Source organism: Pseudomonas sp. OV226, assembly GCF_003148705.1.
Lineage (GTDB): Bacteria > Pseudomonadota > Gammaproteobacteria > Pseudomonadales > Pseudomonadaceae > Aquipseudomonas.
The window spans coordinates 158,772-182,007 of record NZ_QGGS01000010.1; the positions used below are offsets into that span (position 1 = coordinate 158,772).

Sequence of the window (23,236 nt, forward strand, 5' to 3'; positions counted from 1 at the left end):
CCAGAAAATGCGGTGGCTCGTCGATCAGTGACCGACGATGCCCGAGGCCGGGGATTGACCCGGCCGGGAATATAAAAGGGGATTACGGGTCGATACGGCGTCGATTGACCTTGGCCATCGGCAAAGGAATCAGCTTGCCCATCGGTTCGCGCCGCTCCTGACGAAGTGGACGCAGGCCGACCACGATCTTGCGCGCCACCAACAAATAGAAACCGCCACCCGACAGTTGCCAATCACCGGCCTTGCGTTCCCAACCGGCCAGACGAGCCTGCCAGGCAGGTGACGCAAGCGGCGGACGATAGCACCCGAAGCGGCGTTTCTCCAGCGCGAAACCCAACAGGTTCAACCAGTCGGCAACGCGTGAAGGCGAGATGCAACGCGCCTTGCGCATGGCGTCATGGGCGAACACATGACGCAAGCCCCACGTGCTCCAGGGATTGATCCCGATGATAAGCAAGTGCCCGCCGGGCCGCACACTGCTCGCCGCTTCCCGCAGTAACCCGTGGGGTGACAGACAGAAATCCAGGCCATGCTGCAACACCACCACATCGGCGGCGTGCTCGCTCAAGGGCCAGGCCTGTTCTTCACACACGATCTCGACACCGGGCAACGGCGCCCCGAGCCGCACGTTGCGCTGCACCTGGGGTGCCGCCGGCGGGGTCTGGGCCGACGGACCGTAATGCACCAGATAGCCGCCAAAGAAGCGCCCCAACTCGTCTTCGAGCATGCGCCGCTCTTCATCCAGCAAAAATTGCCCGATAGGGCCGGACAGCCATTCACGGGCCGCGCTGATCAAGGCCAGCCACTCGGGATCAGCCTGAGCGAACGCTTTATCGGTCATTGCATTCTCCAACGCGCCAGGAAGTTCTAAGATGCGCCATTGTTTTCCGCTTGGCGAATCCGACGATGATACAGATCAGTGCCCTGCCCGCCTTCACCGACAACTACATCTGGTTGTTACAAGACCACCGCACCCAGCGCTGCGCCGTGGTCGATCCGGGCGATGCCGCGCCCGTGCAGGCCTGGCTTGCGGCGCATCCGGGGTGGGTCTTGAGCGATATTCTGATCACTCATCACCATCATGACCACGTCGGCGGCGTCGAGTCGCTGAAAAAGGCGACAGACGCGACAGTCTACGGTCCGGCCAGCGAATCCATCCCGGCCCGGGATGTCGCGCTCAAGGACAACGACAAGGTCAGCGTGCTGGGCTGGGACTTCGATGTTTTCGCCGTGCCCGGTCATACCCTGGGGCACATTGCCTACTACCATCATGGCCTGCTGTTCTGCGGTGACACGCTGTTTGCCGCCGGGTGTGGACGGTTGTTCGAAGGCACGCCCGAACAGATGCACGCCTCGCTGTCACGCCTGGCCGAATTGCCGGAAGACACACTGGTCTATTGCACTCATGAATACACCCTGAGCAACCTGAAATTTGCGGCAGCTGTCGAACCTGACAATCCGGATACCGCCGAACGCCTGGCCAAAGTCACCCGACAGCGTGAAGCCGGGATCATCACGCTGCCTTCGACGCTGGCCCTGGAAAAGCTCACCAACCCTTTTTTACGGTCCGCTGAAACATCTGTTAAAGAAAAAGTGGACGAACGGATCGGCCCCAATAACCGGGCTCCGAGTGCGGTTTTTGCGGCCTTGCGGGCTTGGAAGGATACGTTCTAAGCCGTCATCCTATTGCAATGAAAATTCTGAATGGTTGACCGCAGGGGGTACCCTTTCTAGAATCTCTCGACATTTTTGCCCGGAACTTACTTCCAGCCAATGTCGTCATCTATTCGTAAAGCCATCAATTCAGACGCATTGACCCGCTTGGCTCAAGCCATAGCGGTGGCTGTGTCCGCCACTCTGGCGGGTTGTTCCAGTCATGTGCCGCAGACCGACGCGTCACATACCCCCAATATTGCCGCCCGAGCCAAACAGAAACCCATTTGGCTCAGCGAAAAACCCTCGCCGCAAGTCCCTCAGGATGTCTGGGAGCGCATGCGCCAGGGCTTCCAGTTGCAGGATGGTCTGGGCGTCAACCCGCGCATCGAGCAACAGCGCCTGTGGTTCGCCAGCAACCCTTCCTTCCTCGAAAACGCCGGCGAACGCGGCAGTCTCTACATTCACTACATCATCGAACGCCTTGAAGAACGCAACATGCCGCTTGAACTGGCGCTGTTGCCGGTGATTGAAAGCGCCTACAACCCGATGGCCTACTCCCGGTCCGACGCAGTGGGTCTCTGGCAATTCATCCCGTCTACCGGGCGCTACTACAACCTGCGCCAGACCCGTTTCTACGACGGCCGTCGCGACATCACCGCCTCGACCACAGCGGCGCTGGACTACCTGACCCGCCTGCACGACATGTTCAACGGTGACTGGATGCTCGCCCTCGCCGCTTACAATGCCGGTGAAGGCACGGTCAGCCGGGCGATCGAGCGCAATGAAAGGCTCGGCCTGCCGACCGATTACTGGAACCTGCCGTTGCCGTCGGAAACCCAGGCCTACGTGCCAAAACTGCTGGCCTTGTCGCAAGTGGTGCTGGCTCCCGAAGCCTACGGCGTGAACCTCAACCCGATCGCCAACGAACCGTACTTCCAGGTCGTCGAAATCAACCAGCGCATGGACCTGTCCAAGGTTGCCGCGGTGGCCAACATCGACGAAGACGAACTGTTCCAGCTCAACCCGGCCTTCAAGCAGCGCACCACGATCGACGGCCCCCAGCATCTGCTGGTGCCAACGTCCAAAGCGCAGTTGCTGACTACCAGCCTGTCGACCATGCGTCCGGAAGAGTTGATCAGCAAGAAGTCGTTCAAACCGGTCTTCGAAGGCGCCGACGAGACTCAAGTCGCCAGCATCAAGCGCGCCTACCGGGTCAAACGCGGCGATAGCCTGGGCTCCATTGCCAAGGCCAACAACGTTGACGTCAAAGACCTGCAGCGCTGGAACAAACTCTCCGGTAAAAATCTCAAGACAGGCCAGACGCTGGTGATGCAGGACACCACCAAGCGCAATAGCGGCCGCGTCAACACGGTCATCGCCGCGAACAGCAAAGCCGACAAGAAGAAACCGCAGACCCAATACAAGGTTCAGCAAGGCGACTCGTTGTACATCGTTGCCAAACGTTTCAATGTCGAGATGCAGCATCTCAAGCGCTGGAACCCGCGCGTCGGCCAGGCGTTGAAGCCTGGACAGATGCTGACGGTGTCTTCACCACGCTAAAAAACAGCCCCTGAAATCAGGGGCTTTTTTTTGCCCGAAAAACGAACCAATCTCTTGTAGCAGCCTGCGTCGGCCGGTCCGCGTTCGGGCGCAGCAGTCGTAAATTCAAACGGCGCGGTATGACTGGAAGACTGTGATTGCCGGATTACGACTGCTGCACAGTCGGACGCAGGCTTCGCCAGCTGCTACAAGGGACCCGTAAGTCCAATTAACCCGGCATTACCCCCTGTCTTTTTCCTGTCGATACAAGCTGTTACTGTACGGCCCACAAAGCCCAAGCCGCCTGGATCGGATCTCTGACTTGAAGCGTCCCCTCCTCCTGCTCCTGATCAGCCTGGCCTTGAGCTCCACCGCAAGCGCGACGATCAGCGAAAGCCACGGTTATGCGCAGTTCGGCACGCTCAAGTACCCGGCCCGATTTACCCACTTCGACTGGGTCAACCCGCAAGCGCCCAAGGGCGGTACATTGCGGGTGATGGCGTTTGGCACCTTCGATACGCTCAATCCTTACACCTTCAAGGGCACGAGCCCGGTGACCACGTCGAATTTCCTGCAATACGGGATCAATGAGCTGAATGAACCGCTAATGGTCGGCACCGGCCAGTACGCACCGTCCGGCGACGAGCCGACTTCCAGTTATGGCCTGATCGCCCAGTCGTTGGAATACACCGAAGACCGCAGTTGGGTGGTGTTCAACCTGCGCCCCGAAGCGCGGTTCCACGATGGTTCGCCAATCACCGCGTACGACGTCGCGTTCTCCTACCGCATGCTGCTCAAGGAAGGTCATCCGCTGTACCGCACCAGCCTTCAGGAAGTGTTGCGCGTCGACATCCTCAACCCGCACCGCGTTCGTTTCGTCTTCAAGCGCGCCGGCAATCCGTTGTTGATCCTGAGGCTGGGCGAATTGCCGGTGATGTCCCGGCACTACTGGAAAGGTCGCGACTTCAAGGCCACTACCTTCGAACCGCCACTGGGCAGCGGGCCGTATCGCATCACCTCGGTAACCCCCGGGCGGCAGATCGTGTTTGAGCGGGTCAAGGATTACTGGGGCAAAGACCTGGCGGTCAATCGCGGCAAGTACAACTTCGATCGTATGGAGGTCGAGTTCTACCGTGACAGCGATGTCGCCTTCGAAGCCTTCAAGGCCGGCGAGTTCGACGTTTACATCGAGCATCAGGCGAAGAACTGGGACAACGGTTACAACTTCCCGGCGGTGCGTCGCGGCGAGGTGATCAAGGTGCAGATCCCGCATCAGATCCCGACCCAGAGCCAAGGCCTGTTCATGAATACCCGACGGCCGACCTTGGCCGAAGTCAAGGTCCGGGAAGCGCTGGGCCTGATGTTTGACTTCGAGTGGACCAACCGAACGCTGTTCAGCGGGGCCTACAAGCGCGCCTTGAGTTATTACCCCAACAGCGAGTTTTCTGCGACCGGGCTGCCCGTTGGTCACGAATGGCTGATGCTCAAGCCGTATCGCGAGCAGTTGCCCGCCAAACTCTTCACCGAGCCGTTCAGCCTGCCGCACACCGACGGCCGCGGCATTCCCCGGGAAACCCTGCGCAAAGCCCTTGGGCTGCTTGCTGAGGCCGGCTGGAAACTCAATGGCCAGCGCATACAGAACGCCGCTGGCCAACCGCTGCGATTCGAGATCCTGCTGGTCAACCCGAACCTGGAGCGCATCCTCCAGCCCTACGTCGAGAACCTCGCCAACATGGGCATCGACGCGCGACTTCGCACCGTCGACCGCGCCCAGTACAAACAGCGCCTCGATCAGTTCGATTTCGACATGATTTTGATGACGCTCAACCAGACCCTCAGCCCGGGTCTGGAGCAGTGGCAGTATTTCCACTCCAGCCAGGTCGGGATCAAGGGCAGTAAAAACTATGCCGGTATCGCCAACCCGGTGGTCGATCATTTGCTTGAACAATTGCTCGCCGCTCAAAGCCGCGACGAACAAGTGGCCGCGGGCAAAGCGCTGGACCGCGTATTGCTGTGGCAGCACTACAGTATTCCCAACTGGTACCTCAATTATCACCGCCTGGCCTACCGTAATCGCCTGGCCTTTGTGACCACGCCGCCCTACACCCTGGGCCTGAGCGCGTGGTGGCTGAAATCTTCGGAGAAAGATCAATGAAACCCGTACGCGCCCTGCTGTTGCAGGCCAGCGGTCTGCTGTTCGCCGGGCTGGCCTGCGCCGCCCCGCAACATGCCGTGACCCTCTACAACGAGCCGCCGAAGTACCCGGCCGATTTTAAATATTTCGACTACGTGAACCCGGATGCGCCCAAGGGCGGGATCTTCCGTCAGGCCGGTTTCGGTGGCTTCGACAGTCTCAACCCGTTTATCAGCAAGGGCGTTCCGGCCGACGACATCGGCATCATCTATGACACCCTCGCCAAACAAGGGCTGGACGAGCCGTTCACCGAATATGGACTGGTGGCCGGCAAGATCGAGAAAGCCCCGGATAACAGCTGGGTGCGTTTCTACCTGCGCCCCGAAGCGCGCTTCCACGACGGCCACCCGATCCGCGCCGAAGACGTGGTGTTCAGCTTCCAGATGCTGACCAAGGACGGCGCGCCGCTCTATCGCGGTTACTACAACGACGTTGCGGAAGCGGTCGCCGAAGACCCGCTGACTGTGCTGTTCAAGTTCAAACACTCCAACAACCGCGAGCTGCCCTTGATTCTCGGCCAGTTGCCGGTGCTCCCGAAACATTGGTGGGCGGACCGCGATTTCAACAAGGGCAACCTCGAAATGCCATTGGGCAGCGGCCCGTACAAAGTCAGCGAGGTGAAGGCCGGGCGCTCCATTCGCTATGAGCGGGTCAAGGATTACTGGGGTAAGGACTTGCCGGTCAATCGCGGGTTCTACAACTTCGACGTGATGCTCACCGAGTACTACCGCGACAACACCGTCGCGCTCGAAGCGCTCAAGGCCGGGCAGTTCGATTACTGGCTGGAAATGACCGCGAAGAACTGGGCCAACGCCTACAACGTCCCGGCCGTCACCGAGGGCCGGCTGATCAAGGAACAAATCCCCAACGGCAACCCCACCGGCATGCAGGGTTTTGTGTTCAACCTGCGCCGCCCACTGTTCCAGGATGTACGCGTGCGCAAGGCCCTGGCGCTGCTGCTGGACTTTGAGTGGACCAACAAGCAGTTGTTCAACAGCGCCTATGCGCGCACCCGCAGCTATTTCGAAAACTCGGAAATGGCCGCCACCGGCCTGCCGGATGCCGACCAACTGGCGATCCTCGATCCGTTTCGCAGCCAGATCCCCGCACAAGTGTTCAACGAAGCCTTTGAGAACCCGAAGACGGATGGCAGCGGCATGATTCGCGATCACCAGCGCGAAGCCTATCAACTGCTGCAAGAGGCCGGTTGGCGGATCGTCGATGACAAAATGGTCGATGCCACGGGCAAACCGGTGAAAATCGAATTCCTGCTGGCCCAGACCGAGTTCGAGCGTGTGCTGCTGCCGTTCAAGCGCAATTTGAGCGATCTGGGGATCGACCTGGTCATCCGCCGGGTCGACGTCTCGCAATACATCAACCGCGTGCGCTCACGCGACTTCGACATGATCGTCGGCAGCTTCCCGCAGTCCGGTTCTCCGGGTAATGAACAGCGTGAATTCTGGATGTCGGCCGCCGCCGACAAACCCGGCAGTCGCAATTCGATGGGCCTCAAAGACCCGGTGGTGGACCAGTTGGTCGAGCAACTGATCAACGCCGATTCGCGCAAAAGCCTGGTGGCCCATGCCCGCGCACTGGACCGCGTCCTGCAATGGGGTTATTACGTGATCCCCAACTGGCATATCAAGACGTGGCGCGCGGCGTACTGGAACCACATCGGTCATCCAAAAATTTCACCCAAGTACGACATCGGCATCAACACCTGGTGGATCAAGCCGGATGCGAAACCGGCAATAGAAGTCGAAATCAAACTGCAAGCCGACCCTGTGGGCACGGAGTAATCAGATGCTGGCGTATATTTTTCGGCGACTGCTGCTGATCATTCCGACCTTGTTCGGCATTTTGCTGATCAACTTCGTGATCATCCAGGCCGCGCCCGGCGGCCCGGTAGAGCAGATGATCGCCAAGCTCGAAGGCTTCGAAGGCGCCACCAGCCGCATCGCTGGTGGCGGTGCCGAAGTGTCGGTGGCCGGTTCCGCCTATCGCGGCGCCCAAGGCCTGGACCCGGCGCTGGTCAAGGAAATCGAGCACATGTACGGCTTCGACAAGTCGGCGCCGGAACGCTTGTGGATCATGGTCAAGAACTACGCCTCACTGGATTTCGGCGACAGCTTCTTTCGCGACGCCAAGGTCATCGACCTGATCAAGGAAAAGATGCCGGTGTCGATCTCGCTCGGGTTATGGAGCACGCTGATCATGTACCTGGTGTCGATCCCGCTGGGGATCGCCAAGGCCACCCGGCATGGCAGCCACTTCGACGTCTGGACCAGTTCGGCGATCATCGTCGGCTACGCAATCCCGGCCTTCCTGTTTGCGATCCTGCTGATCGTGGTGTTCGCCGGCGGCAGCTATTTTCACTGGTTCCCGTTGCGCGGCCTGACGTCGAACAATTTCGATGAGCTGAGCATGGGCGGCAAGGTCCTCGATTACTTCTGGCACCTGGCGCTCCCCGTCACCGCGCTGGTGATCGGCAACTTCGCGACCATGACCCTGCTGACCAAAAACAGCTTTCTCGATGAAATCAACAAGCAGTACGTGGTCACCGCCAAAGCCAAAGGCCTGACCCGTCATCGCGTGCTCTACGGCCATGTGTTCCGCAATGCGATGTTGCTGGTGATCGCCGGGTTCCCGTCGGCCTTCATCGGCATCTTCTTTACCGGCTCGTTGCTGGTGGAAGTGATTTTCTCCCTCGACGGCCTCGGCTTGATGAGCTTTGAAGCCGCGATCAACCGCGATTACCCGGTGGTGTTCGGCACGCTGTTTATCTTCACGTTGCTGGGCCTGGTGGTGAAACTCATCGGCGACCTCACCTACACCTTTGTCGATCCGCGCATCGACTTCGAAAGCCGGGAGCATTGAGATGAACCTGTCCCCGCTCAATCGACGACGCTTCGAACTGTTCAAGGCCAACAAGCGCGGCTGGTGGTCGCTGTGGCTGTTCCTGCTGCTGTTTGGCCTGAGCCTTGGCGCCGAGCTGATTGCCAACGACAAACCGCTGGCGGTGCATTACGACAACAGTTGGTACTTCCCGGCGCTCAAGCGCTACCCGGAAACCACGTTCGGCGGCGAATTCCCGCTCGAAGCCAACTACAAGAGCCCGTACATCCGCGAACTGCTCAAGGCCAAGGACGCCTGGGTGCTGTGGGCACCGATTCCGTTCAGCTATCAAAGCATCAACTACGACCTGAAGGTCCCGGCCCCGGCACCGCCATCGGCGGATAACCTGTTTGGCACGGATGACCAGGGTCGGGACGTGCTGGCGCGGGTGATTTACGGCTTCCGGATTTCGGTGTTGTTCGCCCTCACCCTGACCATTTTCAGCTCGATCATTGGCGTGATCGCCGGGGCCTTGCAGGGCTTTTACGGCGGCTGGGTGGATCTGGCCGGGCAGCGTTTCCTGGAGATCTGGTCCGGGCTGCCGGTGCTGTACCTGCTGATCATCCTCGCCAGCTTCGTACAGCCGAATTTCTGGTGGCTGCTGGGGATCATGCTGCTGTTTTCATGGATGAGCCTGGTGGACGTGGTGCGCGCCGAGTTCCTGCGTGGCCGCAACCTTGAATACGTGCGCGCGGCGCGGGCGCTGGGCATGCAGAACGGTGCGATCATGTTCCGCCATATCCTGCCCAACGCCATGGTCTCGACCATGACGTTCATGCCGTTCATCCTGACCGGCGCCATCGGCACCCTGACGGCGCTCGATTTCCTCGGTTTCGGCCTGCCGGCAGGCAGCCCGTCACTGGGCGAACTGGTGGCCCAGGGCAAATCCAACCTGCAAGCGCCGTGGCTGGGCATCAGTGCGTTCGCGGTGCTGGCGCTGATGTTGAGTTTGCTGGTGTTTATCGGCGAGTCCGCTCGCGATGCCTTCGACCCGAGGAAGTGAAATGAATCAGGACAATCTGATCGAAGTGCGCGACCTGGCCGTCGAGTTCGGTATTGGCGAACGGGTACAGCGCGTGGTCGAAGGCGTGAGCTTTGATATCAAGCGTGGCGAAACCCTGGCGCTGGTCGGTGAAAGCGGTTCCGGTAAATCGGTCACCGCCCACTCGATCCTGAGACTGCTGCCCTACCCGCTCGCCCGGCATCCATCCGGGACCATCGAGTACGCTGGCAAAAACCTGCTGAACATGGGCGAAAAGTCCATCCGCCATATCCGTGGCAACCGGATCGCGATGATTTTCCAGGAGCCGATGACCTCGCTCAACCCGTTGCACTCCATCGAAAAGCAGATCAATGAAGTGCTGGGCATTCACAAAGGCCTGACTGGCAAAGTGGCGACCAAACGCACCCTGGAACTGCTGGAGATGGTCGGCATCCCCGAACCGCATAAACGCCTCAAGGCCCTGCCCCACGAGTTGTCCGGCGGCCAGCGCCAGCGGGTCATGATCGCCATGGCCCTGGCCAACGAGCCGGAACTGCTGATCGCCGACGAGCCGACCACCGCACTGGACGTGACCGTTCAGCTGAAAATCCTCGAATTGCTCAAGGAATTACAGGCCCGATTGGGCATGGCGCTGCTGCTGATCAGCCATGATTTGAACCTTGTGCGAAGAATTGCGCATCGCGTATGTGTCATGCAGCGCGGTTGCATCGTCGAACAGGCATCGTGCGAAGAATTGTTCCGCGCGCCGCAGCATCCGTACACTCGGTTACTGCTGGCAGCGGAGCCCAGCGGCACGCCGGCGACCAATATAGTCGGGCCGCCATTGCTGCAAGTCGAGGACCTGAAAGTCTGGTTCCCGATCAAGAAAGGCTTGCTGAAAAAGACCGTCGACCACATCAAGGCAGTGGACGGGATCAATTTCAGCTTGCCGCAGGGGCAGACCCTGGGGATTGTCGGTGAAAGCGGTTCGGGCAAGTCGACGCTCGGTCTGGCGATTTTGCGGCTGATCGGCAGCAAAGGCGCCATCCGTTTTGAAGGCCAGCAGCTAGACTGCCTGACGCAGCAACAGGTCAGGCCGCTGCGGCGGGAGATGCAGGTGGTGTTCCAGGACCCGTTTGGTAGCCTGAGCCCACGGATGTGCGTGAGCCAGATCGTCGGCGAAGGCCTGCGGATCCACAAGATGGGCACCGAGGCACAACAGGAACAAGCGATTATTGAAGCGCTCAAGGAGGTAGGTCTGGACCCGGAAACCCGGCACCGCTACCCCCACGAATTTTCCGGCGGGCAACGGCAGAGAATCGCCATTGCCCGGGCATTAGTGTTAAAACCGGCGTTGATTTTGCTGGACGAGCCGACCTCGGCCCTCGACCGCACCGTACAACGCCAAGTGGTGGAGCTGCTGCGTTCACTGCAAACCAAGTACAACCTGACGTATTTGTTTATCAGCCATGACCTGGCTGTCGTTAAAGCGCTGAGCCACCAGTTGATGGTGGTCAAGCATGGCCAAGTGGTCGAACAGGGAGACGCGCAAAGTATCTTTGCCGCCCCCCAACATCCGTATACACAGCAGTTGCTGGAAGCCGCTTTTTTGGCACCAGCCACTGCGCAATAACCTGAAAGAGGAGCAACACATGGGTTTTCTCGCCGGTAAGCGCGTACTGATCGTCGGTGTCGCCAGCAAGCTGTCCATCGCATCCGGCATCGCTGCCGCCATGCATCGCGAGGGCGCTGAGCTTGCCTTCACTTATCAGAACGACAAGCTGAAAGGTCGTGTCGAAGAATTCGCACAAGGCTGGGGCTCGAGCCCTGAACTGTGCTTCCCGTGCGACGTGGCCAGCGATGAAGAAATCGCCAAGGTCTTCGAAGCACTGAGCAAGAAGTGGGACGGCCTGGACTGCATCGTGCACTCCGTCGGCTTCGCCCCGGGCGACCAACTGGACGGCGACTTCACCGAAGCCACCACCCGCGAAGGTTTCCGCATCGCTCACGACATCAGTGCCTACAGCTTCGTGGCCCTGGCCAAGGCCGGTCGCGAAATGATGAAAGGCCGCAATGGCAGCCTGCTGACCCTGTCGTACCTGGGTGCCGAGCGCACCATGCCGAACTACAACGTAATGGGCATGGCCAAGGCTTCGCTGGAAGCAGGCGTGCGTTACCTGGCCGGCTCCCTGGGCCCGGACGGCACCCGCGTCAACTGCGTCTCGGCTGGCCCGATCCGCACCCTCGCCGCTTCCGGCATCAAGAACTTCCGCAAGATGCTGGCCGCCAACGAAGCGCAAACCCCGCTGCGTCGCAACGTCACCATCGACGAAGTCGGCAACGCCGGCGCCTTCCTGTGCTCGGACCTGGCGTCCGGCATCAGCGGCGAAATCATGTACGTTGACGGTGGCTTCAACACCACTGCAATGGGTAGCCTCGAAGAGTAATCTTCGGCTAGCCACTCAAAGGCTCGCCAACAATCAGGCTGTGTGAAAGTCTGGTGATTTGTTGGCTGGTTAAAGAAAGCGCCCGTATCGCTAGATACGGGCACTTTTTTATGCGCGATACCCAACGTCAACCCTTCTCCCAGAGTAATACCCCATGCGGCTAGACACATGAGTTAAATAACTGTCAACTTTGAATCCCAAGAATAAAGGAACTATAGGCGTCCGCCATATGAACCATGATAATTCTTTGAGTGTTACTTTGTATAAAGCCGTCTCCTACCGAACCTTCACCATATTTGACGATGCCCTGATCGCCAAACTCTTCATCAAGGACTCCTTCATTTTTTACACGTATAAGATGAGGCCACCATTGCCCCTCATATGTCGTAACAGCCAGGATAATTTTCCCATCTGACTGAACCGAGAGAACCTCTGGGTAATTCGCTACTTGATCAAGATCGATCAACAGGGTAGTCGCATTGTTAAATGTCGGATCCAGCAAACCTTCGGCTGTCAACCTGGTTACCAAGACAAGACTTTTCTCGGATGGGCGAAGATGTGTTCCTAACACGATGATTCTGTTTTCATGCACAATCATTTTATAAGCGTGGCTAAAGATGGACTCCTCCCAATAACCACTCTTGCCAAAACCCTGATCAAGTCTGCCATTACGCATGTAACATGCCAACGATGCTCTTGAGTTCGCCTCATGGCCCAAGACTCGGTTAAGGGTTGTGCCGACGATTATTTTCTGGTCCTGCAGAACGGCTATGCTTCTTACTTCCGTGTCTTGGCCATTAACTCTTACGTCAATATAACCCCGAACACCGAATGTCAGATCTGGCGAACCGTCGTCATTGAGGCGATGCAGTCGTCCCGCTTGATAGATGGAATCCCCGTGTTCGTCAACTACCTGATAATTGGATACCAGCAAGATCCTGCCGTCGACCTGCAGGCGCGCAGTGGGTTCGAAAAGACCCATGCGAACGTGCTCTGGGTCTTCGGGAAATGGAAGAAATCTCGTACCGAAGATCAAATCAGGACTGCCATTGGGGTGAAATCGCGTGATAGCGGTACGCCACATAAAAATTGTCTTTTGTGAGATACCCATCACCAACAATTTTCCATCTTGCTGCCGTAACAGCTGAAACGCCAATGACGTCTCGCCACGTTCAAACTGCCAGGTCACAGCACCGTTGACCCCGAAGCTCAGATCAGGTGAACCATCCGCAAAGGCGCGACGCAAACGACATTCCTTTGATACGTTTACAACATAGACAATGCCACCTTCATCTTCTATGGCTACTTTTGCGTGTCCTAAGTCGGAAACTATAATCCTGCCGTTATTGGCGAAGTCTGGATCCAGATCCCCTGCTTTTTTAGGTGTGTGTTTTTCTGATTGAGCCATCTTTCAATCCTCTGGAAAGTTAGCTGGAACTTCAGTCAGAAAGACTACCAACCTAGGCAATATGGGAAGTATTGGTACAGGTCACATCTGAGCACTGAGCAGCAACGCCGTCTACTGTCATAAATAACAGTAGACAGGCTTTAAATTTTAATTTTCGATTTAGTAAATCAGTTTCTCACAGGGGATATAGTTGTAACCTGATGCAGCCATGCGCAAACAACTGCACTTTGTTTAGCCATTGAAAAACCCGCCTGCCCCGGCGGGTTTTTTATGCCTGGGATTTCAGGGTTGATGAATCCCCTGTGGGAGCGGGCTTGCCCGCGAAGGCGGACTCACGATCAAAATGGATGCCAACTGACACACTGCTATCGCGGGCAAGCCCGCTCCCACAGGGGTTATGTGTTTAGTCGTTAGTGAGGCAATCGGCAAACAACTGCTGAATCGGCTGCATCCGCTGGCTGTAACGCTGCAACAACACCATCTCCCGATAGAACGTCAGTTCGCCCAACCGGATGATCCGGACCTTCGCCCCATACTCAAGCCACAGCCCCGCCTCCGGCAGCAGCGATACGCCCAGCCCGCACTCGACCATTTTCACGATCGCTTCCAGCTCATCCAGTTCCAGCGCCACTTGCACGTCAATCTGCTGTTCGCGCAAAAACCGCGTCACCAGGCGACCGCCGAACGAGTTACGGTCATAGCGCACATGGGGATGGCTCGCGAGGATCTGCAACGGGTCATCGCCCTCCAGCGCCGTCGGCACGATCAACACAAACGGCTCCCGGCGAATGACCTGTGCCGACAGTTCCTTGGGCAGCTCAAACGGCGGCTTGATCAGAATGGCCAAATCCACTTCACCGGTGTCCACCTGACTCAACAGATTCAACGACACACCCGGCACCAGTTTCGGCTCCAAAAGCGGCGCTTGCTGGCGCAATCGCAACAGTGCCTGGGGCAACAATCCAGTCTGGGCGGTGGCCACCGCACCGATTTTCAACTCACCGCGAAACTCGCTCACATCGTCACTGACCGCCATGCGGCTGAACGTGTCCAGCATCTCCTTGGCCATCGGCAATGCCCGTTGCCCGGCGGCATTGAGAATCGCCTGACGCCCGGTACGGTCGAACAAACGTATACCCAACGCCTGCTCAAGATTGCGCATTTGCGCGCTGACCGCTGATTGCGTGAGGCCAATGTGCATGCCGGCAGCCGCAAAAGTGCCGTAACGCGTGACGGCAATAAAGGTTTTCAATTCCCGCAGCATGGCAGTCTCGATTGATCGAAATAATTTGAGCTCGACGCAAAAACTATCGTCTTTCAATGAAAAAGCACAGCGCTAAACTCTGCCTCAACTCCTGACTATCTGAGGCCTGTGCGATGCAACTGTCCCCTTTTCACTTGGCGATTCCAGTGTATGACCTGAGCGCTGCGCGCTCTTTCTACGGCGAAGTGTTTGGCCTGGAAGAAGGTCGCTCCAGCGATCATTGGGTCGATTTCAACTTTTTCGGCCATCAATTGGTGATTCACCTGGCGCCGAAAAACGCCTCTCAGGAAGCGGCGCACACCAACGCCGTGGACGGCCATAACGTGCCGGTTCCGCATTTCGGCGTGGTGTTGAGCATGGGTGAATGGGAGGCGCTGGCGCAGCGTTTGACGGCGTTGGGCACGCAGTTCGTGATCGAACCTGGCATTCGCTTTCAGGGCCTGGTGGGCGAGCAAGCGACGATGTTTTTGTTCGACCCTTGCGGCAATGCGCTGGAATTCAAGGCATTCAAGGACCTGAGTCAGTTGTTTGCCAAGTGAATACGTCCGCCTCGGCCAGCAGCCCTTCGATTGAGCCGTGACGCAGGGCGTCGTATTCGATCTGGCCGATACTGAAACGCATGTCGTTGGCGCGATGGGCCGCGGCATTGCGCTCGGCAAGGATTTCTTCAAGACGGGCCTCGATCGCTTCCCTGTCGACCGCGCCTGAACCGGTGAGCAACGCGGCAAACTTATCGCTGCCGAGGCGACCGATCACATCGCTTTCGCGGAAGGCAATGCGCAGCACATCAGCGAAGATTTTCAGCGCTTTATCGCTCGCGGCCCGGCCATACAGGTAGTGGGTGCGTTTGAAGTCATCAAGGTTGAACAGCAACAACGTGGCCGGTTTCTCCAGTTGTTGGCAAGCGTCCAGCCCTTGTTGGGCCAGCGCGGTAAACCCGTGACGATTGGGGAGCAAGGTCAGCTCGTCCATGCTCGCCATCTGCACGCCCGTCAGCTCTTGCTCGGCCTTGCGGGCCAGGTCACGCAGCCATTCCCGTTCTTGTTGCGGCGAGCGTACGGGAACGGCGCCAGCACCTGGCTTGACCGGTTTGCCTGGAATTAGCATGACTCACTCCGTTGGCGGGTATGGTCTTTAGAGTCGGCCATACCGGCATTGACTCCCCGTTACGGACCGCCGGTCAACTGCCCAGCAGCGGACACGGCCCTCCAGCCTCCGCCCACAGTTTGAACTGTGTGACGAAGATATCGTGAGGCACCGCCACCGGCGCCCTCCCCACTCCCGGATTCCAGCCCCAAAGCACCAGTTTGTCTTCGCTGACATGTTTAATCAGTGCCGTAAAATCACGGTCGCCATTGCTCGCGCGATCCTTGATCAATGCGCAGAGCCTGTCGGCCGGCAGCCCGATCCAGGCCATTTTGTGCGCAGCGGGCGGTAGGCTCCAGTGCGGCGCCCCCGGTGGCACATGCGGCCCGTAACTGGCGGGCGCATTGGTTTCGGCATGACAGGTCGCACAGGGCAACCCGGCGGCGCCTTTACCATCCATCCCGCGCACCACATTCATCGCGTGAGGCGTACCCGCGTCGAACTGCAATGGGGAATCCCCAGGGATATGACAATTCTGGCAGCGGGGGCTCTGGAAGACTTTTTGCACGGTTTCAAACGCCTGCAAGGCCTCGCGGTCATCGGCGAACACGTGCGAGGCGTAGGCTACGAGACAGATAAGGATCGCCGTCCCAAGCAACCAATGATGTCGTTTCATCTCACACCCCCGACAACTGCAACGGCAATTCCCGCAGACGCTGCCCGGTCAGGGCAAACACCGCGTTGGCCACCGCCGGTGCAACGGGCGGCACACCGGTCTCGCCGATGCCGCCAGAGCGTTCGGTGCTCGGCACGATATGCACTTCGACCACCGGCATTTCGTTGAGCCGCAGCACCTGATAGTCGTGGAAATTGGACTGCACCACTTGCCCGTTCTTGAGCGTGAGTTTGCTGTGCAAGGCGAAGCTCAGGCCGAAGGTGACGCAGGATTCCATTTGCGCCGCGATGCTCATCGGGTTGACGGCAATCCCGCAGTCCACCGCGCACACCACGCGGTGGACCCGGATGGCCAGGTTGTCCTGAGACACCTCGGCGACGTGCGCAACGTAACTGCCGAAAGATTCATGCACCGCCACGCCCAGGGCGTGGCCGTCCGGCAGTGGCGCCTTCCAGTTGGCTTTCTCGACCGCCAGGTTCAGCACCCCCAAGTGCCGCGGGTGGTTTTTCAGCAAGGTCCGTCGGTATTCCACCGGGTCCTTGCCCGCTGCGTCGGCCAGTTCATCGATCAATGACTCCATGACGAACCCCGTGTGGGTGTGCCCGACCGACCGTAGCCACAAGACGCTGATTCCGGTTTTCGGCGAGTGCAAATCAACCTGATGATTGGCCAGGTCTTCGATATACGGGCTGTCGGCGACACCTTCGACCGAGGTTTTGTCGATGCCGTCCTTGACCATGGTGGCTTCAAGCAGGGTGTCGGCCATGATCGATTGCCCGACCATCGCGTGTTTCCAGGCGATCGGCATGCCGTCGGCATCCAGACCGATTTTTGCCTGATGCAGGAACATCGAACGGTAGTAACCGCCGCGAATGTCATCCTCGCGCGCCCACACGGTTTTCACCGGTGCGCCTGCGGCTTTCGCGACCTGCACCGCTTCGGCGACAAAATCCGAGGTCGGATTGGCCCGACGCCCGAAGCCGCCACCGAGGAACTCGGTATGAATCTCAACTTGTTCGGGTTTGAGCCCGGTAATTTTGCCGGCGATCATTTGGTCCAGCGTCTGAAACTGCGTGCCGGTCCAGATCTCGCATTTGTCCTTGGTTATTTTCACCGTGCAATTGAGCGGTTCCATCGGCGCATGGGCCAGGTACGGCACGCTGTATTCGGCGTCGACAGACTTGACCGCTTTGCTCAACGCCGCGCTGGCATCGCCGGCCTTGCTGGCGGAAATACCGGGCGTGGCCGCCAGTTTGCGGAAGCTTTCCAGCAGCTTCTGGCTGTCGAGCCCCGTGTTCGGCCCCGGGTTCCAGTCGATCTTCAGTGCGTCGCGCCCCAGCTTTGCAGCCCAGTAGTGATCGGCAATCACCGCGACGCCCGTGGGCACTTGCACCACTTTATGCACGCCGGGCACCGCCAGCGCTTCGGCGCCTTCAAAGGACTTGACGCTCCCGCCGAAGTACGGCGAACGCGCAACCATGGCCGTCATCAAGCCGTCGAACTGCACGTCCATGCCGAACTTGGCGCGGCCGGTGATTTTTTCTGGCGTGTCCAGGCGCTTGGTGGGTTTGCCGATGACCTTCCAGTCCTTGGCTTCCTTGAACTTGATCGAGGCAGGGTCCGGCACTGGCAACTTGCCGGCGTCATCGGCCAGTTCGCCGTAGGTTGCTTGCTGATCGCCGGCAAAGACCACACCGGACTCGGTACGGATTTGCGAAGGCGCGACGTCGAAGCGCTTGGCCGCCGCTTCAACCAGCATCAGGCGGGCGGCTGCGCCGGCCTGCCGATAGCGGTCGAACTCCATCCACGTCGAGGTCGAACCGCCGGTGATTTGCATGCCACCGAAAGCGGGCATCCCGTACTCGGCCGCAGAGGCCGGTGAGTGTTCGACGCGGATTTTCGACCAATCAGCGTCCAGTTCTTCGGCGATCAACATGGTCAGGCCGGTCCAGATACCCTGGCCCATTTCCGAGTGACCCAGCAGCACCGTGACGCTGTTGTCGTTGCCGATCCGCAAAAAGGCATTGGGCGCAAACACATCGCCTTGATTCTCCGCACCCAAGGCAAAACGATGGGCACCGGGGATGACAAACGCCACCACCAGACCACCGCCCAACAGGGCACTGCCCTTGAGAAAACCGCGACGTGAACTCTCCAGGATGCTGTTCATTGTTCGGACTCCCCTAGCCTGGCATCAACCTATCTCGGCGGCGCGTTTGACTGCCGCGCGGATCCTTGGGTACGTGCCGCAACGGCAGATGTTGCCGGAGAGCGCCTGATCGATGTCGCTGTCAGTGGGTTTGGGGATCTTCGCCAGCAATGCAGCGGCGGACATGATCTGCCCGGACTGGCAGTACCCGCACTGGACCACATCAAGCTCGGCCCACGCTTGCTGCACCGGGTGCGAACCGTCGGTGGACAGGCCTTCGATGGTGAGGATTTTCTGCCCATGGGCCACAGCGGTGGCGGGTGTGATGCAGGAACGCAACGGCGCACCGTCGACGTGCACGGTACAAGCGCCGCACTGGGCCATTCCACAGCCGAATTTGGTGCCGGTCAGATGCGCGACATCACGCAGGACCCAGAGGAGCGGCATGTCCGCCGGGACATCCAGTTCCTGATCCTGACCATTGATGTTGAGGGTCAACATGGCGAAGTTCCTCAGACTCACGGTGTCCTGAAGGGCGTCGCTGTGACGGTCGACTGTCTACGCGCGCCTTTGGGTTATCCCTTCAGCTAAGCGCAAATTGCCGGGCGAGACCGGTTCATCGACCACCGGTCACGCAGTAAGACCGAAGTATCCGGCTCTGTAGCAGCTGTCGAGCCCGCGAGGCTGCGTCCGGCGACGCAGTCGTCGTAATCACTGCGAGCACGGTGTAACTGATACACCGCAGTGTCTGGCTTCACGACGACTTCGTCGCCGAACGCAGCCTCGCGGGCTCGGCAGCTGCTACGGGGGGTTTAGAAGTCAGTGGACACCGACACTTCACGCCATGCCTGCAGCTCTGCGGCAACAAAGGTTTTTTTGGCTTCAATCGCCGCCACACAGTCACTGCCCAGCGGCAGGCGCAGCGGCGCATTTTGTGATTCCACCAAGGTGATCATGGTCTGCGCGAGTTTGTCCGGATCACCCGGCTGATTGAGGGTCACAGCCTTGGCGATTTGGCGCACCTGACCCGCCGTGCCGTCGTAGTCGCCAATCGAGGACGGGGATTCGACCAATGAATTACCTTCGAGGAATTCAGTACGGAAGTAGCCGGGCTCCACCACGGTCACTTTGATGCCCAGCGGCGCCAACTCGGCATGCAACGCCTCGCTCAAGCCTTCGACGGCAAATTTGGTCGAGCAATACACGCCGAAACCCGGCCCCGACGCGTAGCCACCCACGGACGAGAGATTGATCACATGTCCATTGCGAGCGGCGCGCATGTGGGGCAGAACGGCACGGGTGACATTCAACAGGCCGAACACATTGGTTTCGTACAGGCGCCGGACTTCATCGGCACTGGCTTCCTCGACCGCTCCGAGCAATCCGTAACCGGCGTTGTTGACCAGCACGTCAATGCGCCCGAAGTGTTCAATGGCTGTATTGGCGACGGCAGTCAGCCATGCGATCAAGCTGTTGGAACGTCGTACCGGTGTGCTGTTGTTTCAGCGCACCACACGCCGGGTCGCCTTGACCGAGGCCGGTGCCAATCTGTTTGCTCGCTTGCGTCCGGCGGCCAACGAGATCGATGAAGCGCTGGCGATGCTCGGCGGTTTCCGCGATCAACCGATGGGCACGCTGCGCATCACCGCGCCACGGTTGTCCGGCGCTTTATTGATCGAGCCGCTGATTCCGCTGTTTCGCCAGGCGTATCCGCAAGTCAGCCTCGATATCTCCCTGGACGATGCCACCGTCGACTTGATGACCGGCGGTTTCGACGCGGGGATCTAACTCGGTGAGTCCATAGAGAAAGACATGATCGCCGTGCGCCTGACATCGGATTTGCAGTGGTCGGTGGTGGGCTCGCCGGCCTACTTCGCCAAGGCTGGAAAACCGCTCAGCCCCGAAGACCTGACCGGACATGAATGCATCGGCTTTCGCTTCTCGACCTCCGGCAGCGCTCACCGCTGGGAGTTTCGCCGTAACGAACGAGATTTTACGGTAGGCGTCGAGGGCGGGTTGACGGTCAATGATCGCCGGCTGCTGATCTCTGCCGCCCGCAATGGCTAGGGATTGGCGTATGCCTGCGATCTGGAGATCATCGACGAATTGGCGACGGGTCAGTTGGAGCGCGTGCTGCAACCGTTTGTCCCTCTGAGCACGGCCTTGTACCTGTACTTTCCGAGCCGTACACAGACACAGCCAAAACTGCGCGCCTTCATCGATCTGGCCACCCGGTGGATCGCCGACCAGCGCTTCCTCAACCGCTAGTTCCGGGCTTTCCAGCCGGCCTCAAACCACCGCAGGAGTCAGGCCTTTGCTCAACCGATATTGGGCCAGCAGGCGCATGACGTAGCCAATCTTGAGGAACGTAGGCCCGATGATGGTCATGGCATGCATCGACACCAGCAGCACAATCGACATCGGACCGGCGTACAGATAGGCGCCGTAGATACCGGCAAACAGCATGGTCAGGCCAGCACCCAGCACTTTGCTCGACAGGTGCAGAACGTTCAGCGGGTTATTGAAAAAATCGAACATTTTGTCGTACTCCTGAATCAGATCAGTTGTACGTAGGACGTATCAAGTCTCGCGCCAAGTAGTGACCCATTTAAAATCAATGACTTGAAGAAATACGAGTCATATCGACCACGGCACAAATTAGTCGATATGACCATGATCCAAGTCAATATGACTTCATTTTTTCAGCCAGTTGTCGATCTACGGTCCAACCAAGTGGCGACAGGCTGACTACGCTGATAGTCCAGCATGAGTAACCCGTAGAGGAGCGCCACCATGCATCGCGTGCAAAAACTGACTCCGTGCCTCTGGTTCGACACTCAGGCCGAAGAGGCGGCGAAATATTACTGTTCGATCTTCGATCATTCAAAAATCACCGGCACCACCCATTACGGCAAGGCCGGCCAGGAAGTTCACGGCATGCCCGAAGGGTTGGTGCTGACGGTCAGCTTCGAGCTCGACGGGCAACCTTTTACCGGCCTCAATGGCGGCCCGCATTTCAAGTTCAATGAAGCGGTATCCTTCCAGGTCAATTGCCAGACCCAGGAGGAAATCGACTATTACTGGGGCGAGCTCTCCAACGGCGGCGACTCACAGGCCCAGCAGTGTGGCTGGCTCAAGGACAAATTCGGCCTGTCCTGGCAAATCGTGCCGATTCCGTTCATGGAGATGCTGAATAATCCGGACACGACCAAGTCCCAGCGCGCCATGCAGGCCATGATGCAGATGAAAAAACTCGACATTGCCGAGCTGCAACGAGCCTTTGACGGCGAGAGCTAATACACTCCAGGGCTGACCTGTCGAGGACGCCGAAGATGAAGCACGCTGCTGCCAAAAACGCCGACAAAGCCCCGCGCTTCTGGCGTGATGAAGCCCTGCCTTTCATCGAGGCCCGCGCGATCGCCGACGGCCGCGAAGTCTGCTACACCCGACACGCCCACGAGCATTTTTCCATCGGTGCGATTACCGCCGGGTGCAGCACTTACCACCATGAGCAATCGGCGTTTCAGGTCAGCGCCGGTACCGTGGTGCTGATGAATCCCCATGACGTGCACGCCTGCAATCCAATCGACGATCAGCCATGGTCGTACCTGATGCTGTATGTCGAGACGCCGTGGCTGACCGATTTGCAGCATCAGCTCGGCTTCAACCAGGACTCGGCGTTCCGGCGGTTTTCCACCACCCATACCCGCGATCCACAGCTGTTTGTCGGCCTGCAAAAGCTCTACGAAATATTGGTCGATCCCGAACAGGATGTGCTGCGAAAACACAGTGCGGCGGTGGAGTTTTTTACCGATGTGCAACAGCGACTCGAACCGCTCGACCTCCCGTTGCGCGAACCCAATTTCAAGCTCGAACGGGCCGCCGACTACATCCGCGACAACTGCACGCACCTGCTCAAGCTTGAAGACATCTGCGAAGCGGCGCAGTTGTCACCGTCCTACTTGATCCGCGCCTTCAAACAGCATTACGGCATGACGCCTCACACGTTCCTGGTCAACCGGCGTATCCAGTTCGCCCGGGATCAATTGCGTAACGGCAAGTTGATCGCCGATGTCGCGCTGGAAGCCGGGTTTGCTGATCAGGCGCATTTTCAGCGGGCATTCAAACAGCACCTGGCCGCGACACCGGGACAATATCGCGGCTGATCAGGGCAGTAACAGATACACCGCACACACGGCCAACAGCACCGCCATGGTCCGGTTGAACAGGCGCATGCCCGCCGGGTAGCTCAAGTAGCCGCGCAAAAATGTCCCGGCATACACCCAGCAACCCACCGACACATAACAGATCACCAGATACACCGCCGCGAACTGCCACACCAACCGTGCCTCACCGTCCGCGACGAAGGCGCCCATCCCCGCCACACACGCCAGCCACGCCTTGGGGTTGAGCCATTGCATGACTGCGCCGTATAACATCGACGGCGCCCGGCCCGTCGCGTTGGCGTCGAGACGGCCATCGTCCGCCGCCAGTTTCCAGGCCATGAACAACAAGAACGCCACGCCCGCCAGTTGCACCACCCGCGTCAGCGCCGGCCACAACCGCAAGACCTCATGCAACCCCAGCCCCATCAGCACCAGCAACAAAACGAACCCCAGCGTTGCCCCGGCGACATGCCGTTGACTGGCGCGAAAGCCGTACTGCGCGCCCGAACTCAACGCCACAATGTTCACCGGCCCCGGCGTTATCGACGCGACCAGGGCAAACGTTGCCATGGAGATAATCAGACTCATCGCACACCTTCTTCAATTCAGGGAAATCAGCGCCCACGGTAACGAGCACCCAACCCTGCGTATTGAAGAAAACTGCCTAAAGCATTGGCACGTTTTTGTAGCAGCTGGCGAAGCCTGCGTTCGGCGGTGCAGCCGTCGTCAGACCCGACGACTCGGTGTTTCAGGTACGACGTGCATTCAGGTTTT

General features: G+C 58.9%; 20 protein-coding genes and 2 pseudogenes. 12 read left to right on the forward strand and 10 right to left on the reverse strand.

Features of this window, described 5'->3' with window-relative positions:
* Nucleotides 1–82: 82 nt before the first annotated feature.
* Entirely contained in the window at nt 83–841 is a 759-nt protein-coding gene (locus tag C7534_RS17835) for a methyltransferase domain-containing protein (protein WP_046032116.1), read from the reverse strand.
* Between the two features lie 65 nt (nt 842–906).
* On the opposite strand from C7534_RS17835, the gene gloB reads away from it, so the two are divergent.
* The 8 genes from gloB (at nt 907) to fabI (ending at nt 11,713) form a co-directional block, all read left to right on the forward strand.
* On the forward strand, nt 907–1,674 hold the full coding sequence (gene gloB / locus C7534_RS17840; protein ID WP_046032115.1) for a hydroxyacylglutathione hydrolase: 768 nt from the start codon (nt 907–909) through the stop codon (nt 1,672–1,674).
* Nucleotides 1,675–1,773: 99 nt separating this feature from the next.
* A complete protein-coding gene (locus C7534_RS17845) occupies nt 1,774–3,216 on the forward strand; it encodes a transglycosylase SLT domain-containing protein (RefSeq protein WP_109786544.1) in 1,443 nt (480 codons plus the stop codon).
* A gap of 319 nt (nt 3,217–3,535) precedes the next feature.
* Entirely contained in the window at nt 3,536–5,350 is a 1,815-nt protein-coding gene (locus tag C7534_RS17850; RefSeq protein WP_442963221.1) for an extracellular solute-binding protein, read from the forward strand.
* A complete protein-coding gene (locus C7534_RS17855) occupies nt 5,347–7,188 on the forward strand; it encodes an extracellular solute-binding protein (protein WP_046032112.1) in 1,842 nt (613 codons plus the stop codon). Before C7534_RS17850 ends, C7534_RS17855 begins: the two co-directional genes overlap by 4 nt.
* Nucleotides 7,189–7,192: 4 nt before the next feature.
* Nucleotides 7,193–8,266, forward strand: coding sequence for a microcin C ABC transporter permease YejB (locus C7534_RS17860; RefSeq protein WP_109786546.1), 1,074 nt, complete (start codon nt 7,193–7,195; stop codon nt 8,264–8,266).
* A 1-nt stretch (nt 8,267) separates the two neighbouring features.
* Nucleotides 8,268–9,287 (forward strand): ABC transporter permease, encoded by a 1,020-nt coding sequence (locus C7534_RS17865; RefSeq protein ID WP_109786547.1) that lies wholly within the window; start codon nt 8,268–8,270, stop codon nt 9,285–9,287.
* 1 nt (nt 9,288) lies between these two features.
* Nucleotides 9,289–10,899, forward strand: coding sequence for an ABC transporter ATP-binding protein (locus C7534_RS17870; protein WP_109786548.1), 1,611 nt, complete (start codon nt 9,289–9,291; stop codon nt 10,897–10,899).
* 19 nt (nt 10,900–10,918) lie between these two features.
* On the forward strand, nt 10,919–11,713 hold the full coding sequence (gene fabI, locus C7534_RS17875; RefSeq protein ID WP_046032108.1) for an enoyl-ACP reductase FabI: 795 nt from the start codon (nt 10,919–10,921) through the stop codon (nt 11,711–11,713).
* A 184-nt stretch (nt 11,714–11,897) separates the two neighbouring features.
* On the opposite strand, the gene C7534_RS17880 is transcribed toward fabI, so the two are convergent.
* Together C7534_RS17880 and C7534_RS17890 are read right to left on the reverse strand one after the other, a co-directional pair.
* The gene (locus C7534_RS17880) at nt 11,898–13,121 is read right to left on the reverse strand and encodes a delta-60 repeat domain-containing protein (protein WP_109786549.1); all 1,224 of its coding nucleotides are present in this window, start codon (nt 13,119–13,121) and stop codon (nt 11,898–11,900) included.
* A 403-nt stretch (nt 13,122–13,524) separates the two neighbouring features.
* On the reverse strand, nt 13,525–14,385 hold the full coding sequence (locus C7534_RS17890; protein WP_109786550.1) for a LysR family transcriptional regulator: 861 nt from the start codon (nt 14,383–14,385) through the stop codon (nt 13,525–13,527).
* A gap of 113 nt (nt 14,386–14,498) precedes the next feature.
* On the opposite strand from C7534_RS17890, the gene C7534_RS17895 reads away from it, so the two are divergent.
* Complete coding sequence (locus C7534_RS17895; RefSeq protein ID WP_109786551.1) at nt 14,499–14,924, forward strand: VOC family protein; 426 nt, start codon at nt 14,499–14,501, stop codon at nt 14,922–14,924.
* On the opposite strand, the gene C7534_RS17900 is transcribed toward C7534_RS17895, so the two are convergent.
* The 5 genes and pseudogenes from C7534_RS17900 to C7534_RS17920 all read right to left on the reverse strand — a co-directional run.
* Complete coding sequence (locus C7534_RS17900) at nt 14,893–15,492, reverse strand: GGDEF domain-containing protein (RefSeq protein ID WP_077432065.1); 600 nt, start codon at nt 15,490–15,492, stop codon at nt 14,893–14,895. The two genes, C7534_RS17895 and C7534_RS17900, sit on opposite strands and share 32 nt — an antisense overlap.
* Nucleotides 15,493–15,565: 73 nt before the next feature.
* Complete coding sequence (locus C7534_RS17905) at nt 15,566–16,147, reverse strand: hypothetical protein (RefSeq protein ID WP_109786552.1); 582 nt, start codon at nt 16,145–16,147, stop codon at nt 15,566–15,568.
* A 1-nt stretch (nt 16,148) separates the two neighbouring features.
* Nucleotides 16,149–18,317: a xanthine dehydrogenase family protein molybdopterin-binding subunit gene (locus C7534_RS17910; protein ID WP_109786553.1), complete on the reverse strand. Its 2,169-nt coding sequence runs from the start codon at nt 18,315–18,317 to the stop codon at nt 16,149–16,151.
* 24 nt (nt 18,318–18,341) lie between these two features.
* The gene (locus tag C7534_RS17915; RefSeq protein ID WP_109786554.1) at nt 18,342–18,797 is read right to left on the reverse strand and encodes a (2Fe-2S)-binding protein; all 456 of its coding nucleotides are present in this window, start codon (nt 18,795–18,797) and stop codon (nt 18,342–18,344) included.
* A 311-nt stretch (nt 18,798–19,108) separates the two neighbouring features.
* Nucleotides 19,109–19,747 (reverse strand): annotated as a pseudogene (locus tag C7534_RS17920) (SDR family NAD(P)-dependent oxidoreductase); the annotation flags it as partial.
* On the opposite strand from C7534_RS17920, the pseudogene C7534_RS17925 reads away from it, so the two are divergent.
* Nucleotides 19,728–20,564 (forward strand): annotated as a pseudogene (locus tag C7534_RS17925) (LysR substrate-binding domain-containing protein); the annotation flags it as partial. The pseudogenes C7534_RS17920 and C7534_RS17925 overlap by 20 nt on opposite strands.
* 21 nt (nt 20,565–20,585) lie before the next feature.
* Here C7534_RS17925 and C7534_RS17930 read toward each other — a convergent pair.
* Entirely contained in the window at nt 20,586–20,834 is a 249-nt protein-coding gene (locus tag C7534_RS17930) for a hypothetical protein (RefSeq protein ID WP_046032099.1), read from the reverse strand.
* Between the two features lie 255 nt (nt 20,835–21,089).
* Between C7534_RS17930 and C7534_RS17935 the strand changes: the two genes are divergently transcribed.
* Nucleotides 21,090–21,593, forward strand: a complete 504-nt coding sequence (locus C7534_RS17935; protein ID WP_077432061.1) for a VOC family protein — start codon at nt 21,090–21,092, stop codon at nt 21,591–21,593.
* 35 nt (nt 21,594–21,628) lie between these two features.
* Nucleotides 21,629–22,462, forward strand: coding sequence for a helix-turn-helix transcriptional regulator (locus C7534_RS17940; protein ID WP_109786555.1), 834 nt, complete (start codon nt 21,629–21,631; stop codon nt 22,460–22,462).
* Here the strand turns inward: C7534_RS17940 and C7534_RS17945 are convergent, their stop codons facing one another.
* Nucleotides 22,463–23,050, reverse strand: coding sequence for a LysE family translocator (locus tag C7534_RS17945; protein WP_109786556.1), 588 nt, complete (start codon nt 23,048–23,050; stop codon nt 22,463–22,465). It lies immediately after the preceding gene.
* Nucleotides 23,051–23,236: the final 186 nt, after the last annotated feature.

Bases quoted from the DNA above. Each gene is read 5' to 3' on its own strand.
- C7534_RS17835 (WP_046032116.1), bottom strand. From the start codon at position 841: ATGACCGATAAAGCGTTCGCTCAGGCTGATCCCGAGTGGCTGGCCTTG.
- gloB (WP_046032115.1), top strand. From the start codon at position 907: ATGATACAGATCAGTGCCCTGCCCGCCTTCACCGACAACTACATCTGG.
- C7534_RS17845 (WP_109786544.1), top strand. From the start codon at position 1,774: ATGTCGTCATCTATTCGTAAAGCCATCAATTCAGACGCATTGACCCGC.
- C7534_RS17855 (WP_046032112.1), top strand. From the start codon at position 5,347: ATGAAACCCGTACGCGCCCTGCTGTTGCAGGCCAGCGGTCTGCTGTTC.
- C7534_RS17860 (WP_109786546.1), top strand. From the start codon at position 7,193: ATGCTGGCGTATATTTTTCGGCGACTGCTGCTGATCATTCCGACCTTG.
- C7534_RS17865 (WP_109786547.1), top strand. From the start codon at position 8,268: ATGAACCTGTCCCCGCTCAATCGACGACGCTTCGAACTGTTCAAGGCC.
- C7534_RS17870 (WP_109786548.1), top strand. From the start codon at position 9,289: ATGAATCAGGACAATCTGATCGAAGTGCGCGACCTGGCCGTCGAGTTC.
- fabI (WP_046032108.1), top strand. From the start codon at position 10,919: ATGGGTTTTCTCGCCGGTAAGCGCGTACTGATCGTCGGTGTCGCCAGC.
- C7534_RS17880 (WP_109786549.1), bottom strand. From the start codon at position 13,121: ATGGCTCAATCAGAAAAACACACACCTAAAAAAGCAGGGGATCTGGAT.
- C7534_RS17890 (WP_109786550.1), bottom strand. From the start codon at position 14,385: ATGCTGCGGGAATTGAAAACCTTTATTGCCGTCACGCGTTACGGCACT.
- C7534_RS17895 (WP_109786551.1), top strand. From the start codon at position 14,499: ATGCAACTGTCCCCTTTTCACTTGGCGATTCCAGTGTATGACCTGAGC.
- C7534_RS17900 (WP_077432065.1), bottom strand. From the start codon at position 15,492: ATGCTAATTCCAGGCAAACCGGTCAAGCCAGGTGCTGGCGCCGTTCCC.
- C7534_RS17905 (WP_109786552.1), bottom strand. From the start codon at position 16,147: ATGAAACGACATCATTGGTTGCTTGGGACGGCGATCCTTATCTGTCTC.
- C7534_RS17910 (WP_109786553.1), bottom strand. From the start codon at position 18,317: ATGAACAGCATCCTGGAGAGTTCACGTCGCGGTTTTCTCAAGGGCAGT.
- C7534_RS17915 (WP_109786554.1), bottom strand. From the start codon at position 18,797: ATGTTGACCCTCAACATCAATGGTCAGGATCAGGAACTGGATGTCCCG.
- C7534_RS17930 (WP_046032099.1), bottom strand. From the start codon at position 20,834: ATGTTCGATTTTTTCAATAACCCGCTGAACGTTCTGCACCTGTCGAGC.
- C7534_RS17935 (WP_077432061.1), top strand. From the start codon at position 21,090: ATGCATCGCGTGCAAAAACTGACTCCGTGCCTCTGGTTCGACACTCAG.
- C7534_RS17940 (WP_109786555.1), top strand. From the start codon at position 21,629: ATGAAGCACGCTGCTGCCAAAAACGCCGACAAAGCCCCGCGCTTCTGG.
- C7534_RS17945 (WP_109786556.1), bottom strand. From the start codon at position 23,050: ATGAGTCTGATTATCTCCATGGCAACGTTTGCCCTGGTCGCGTCGATA.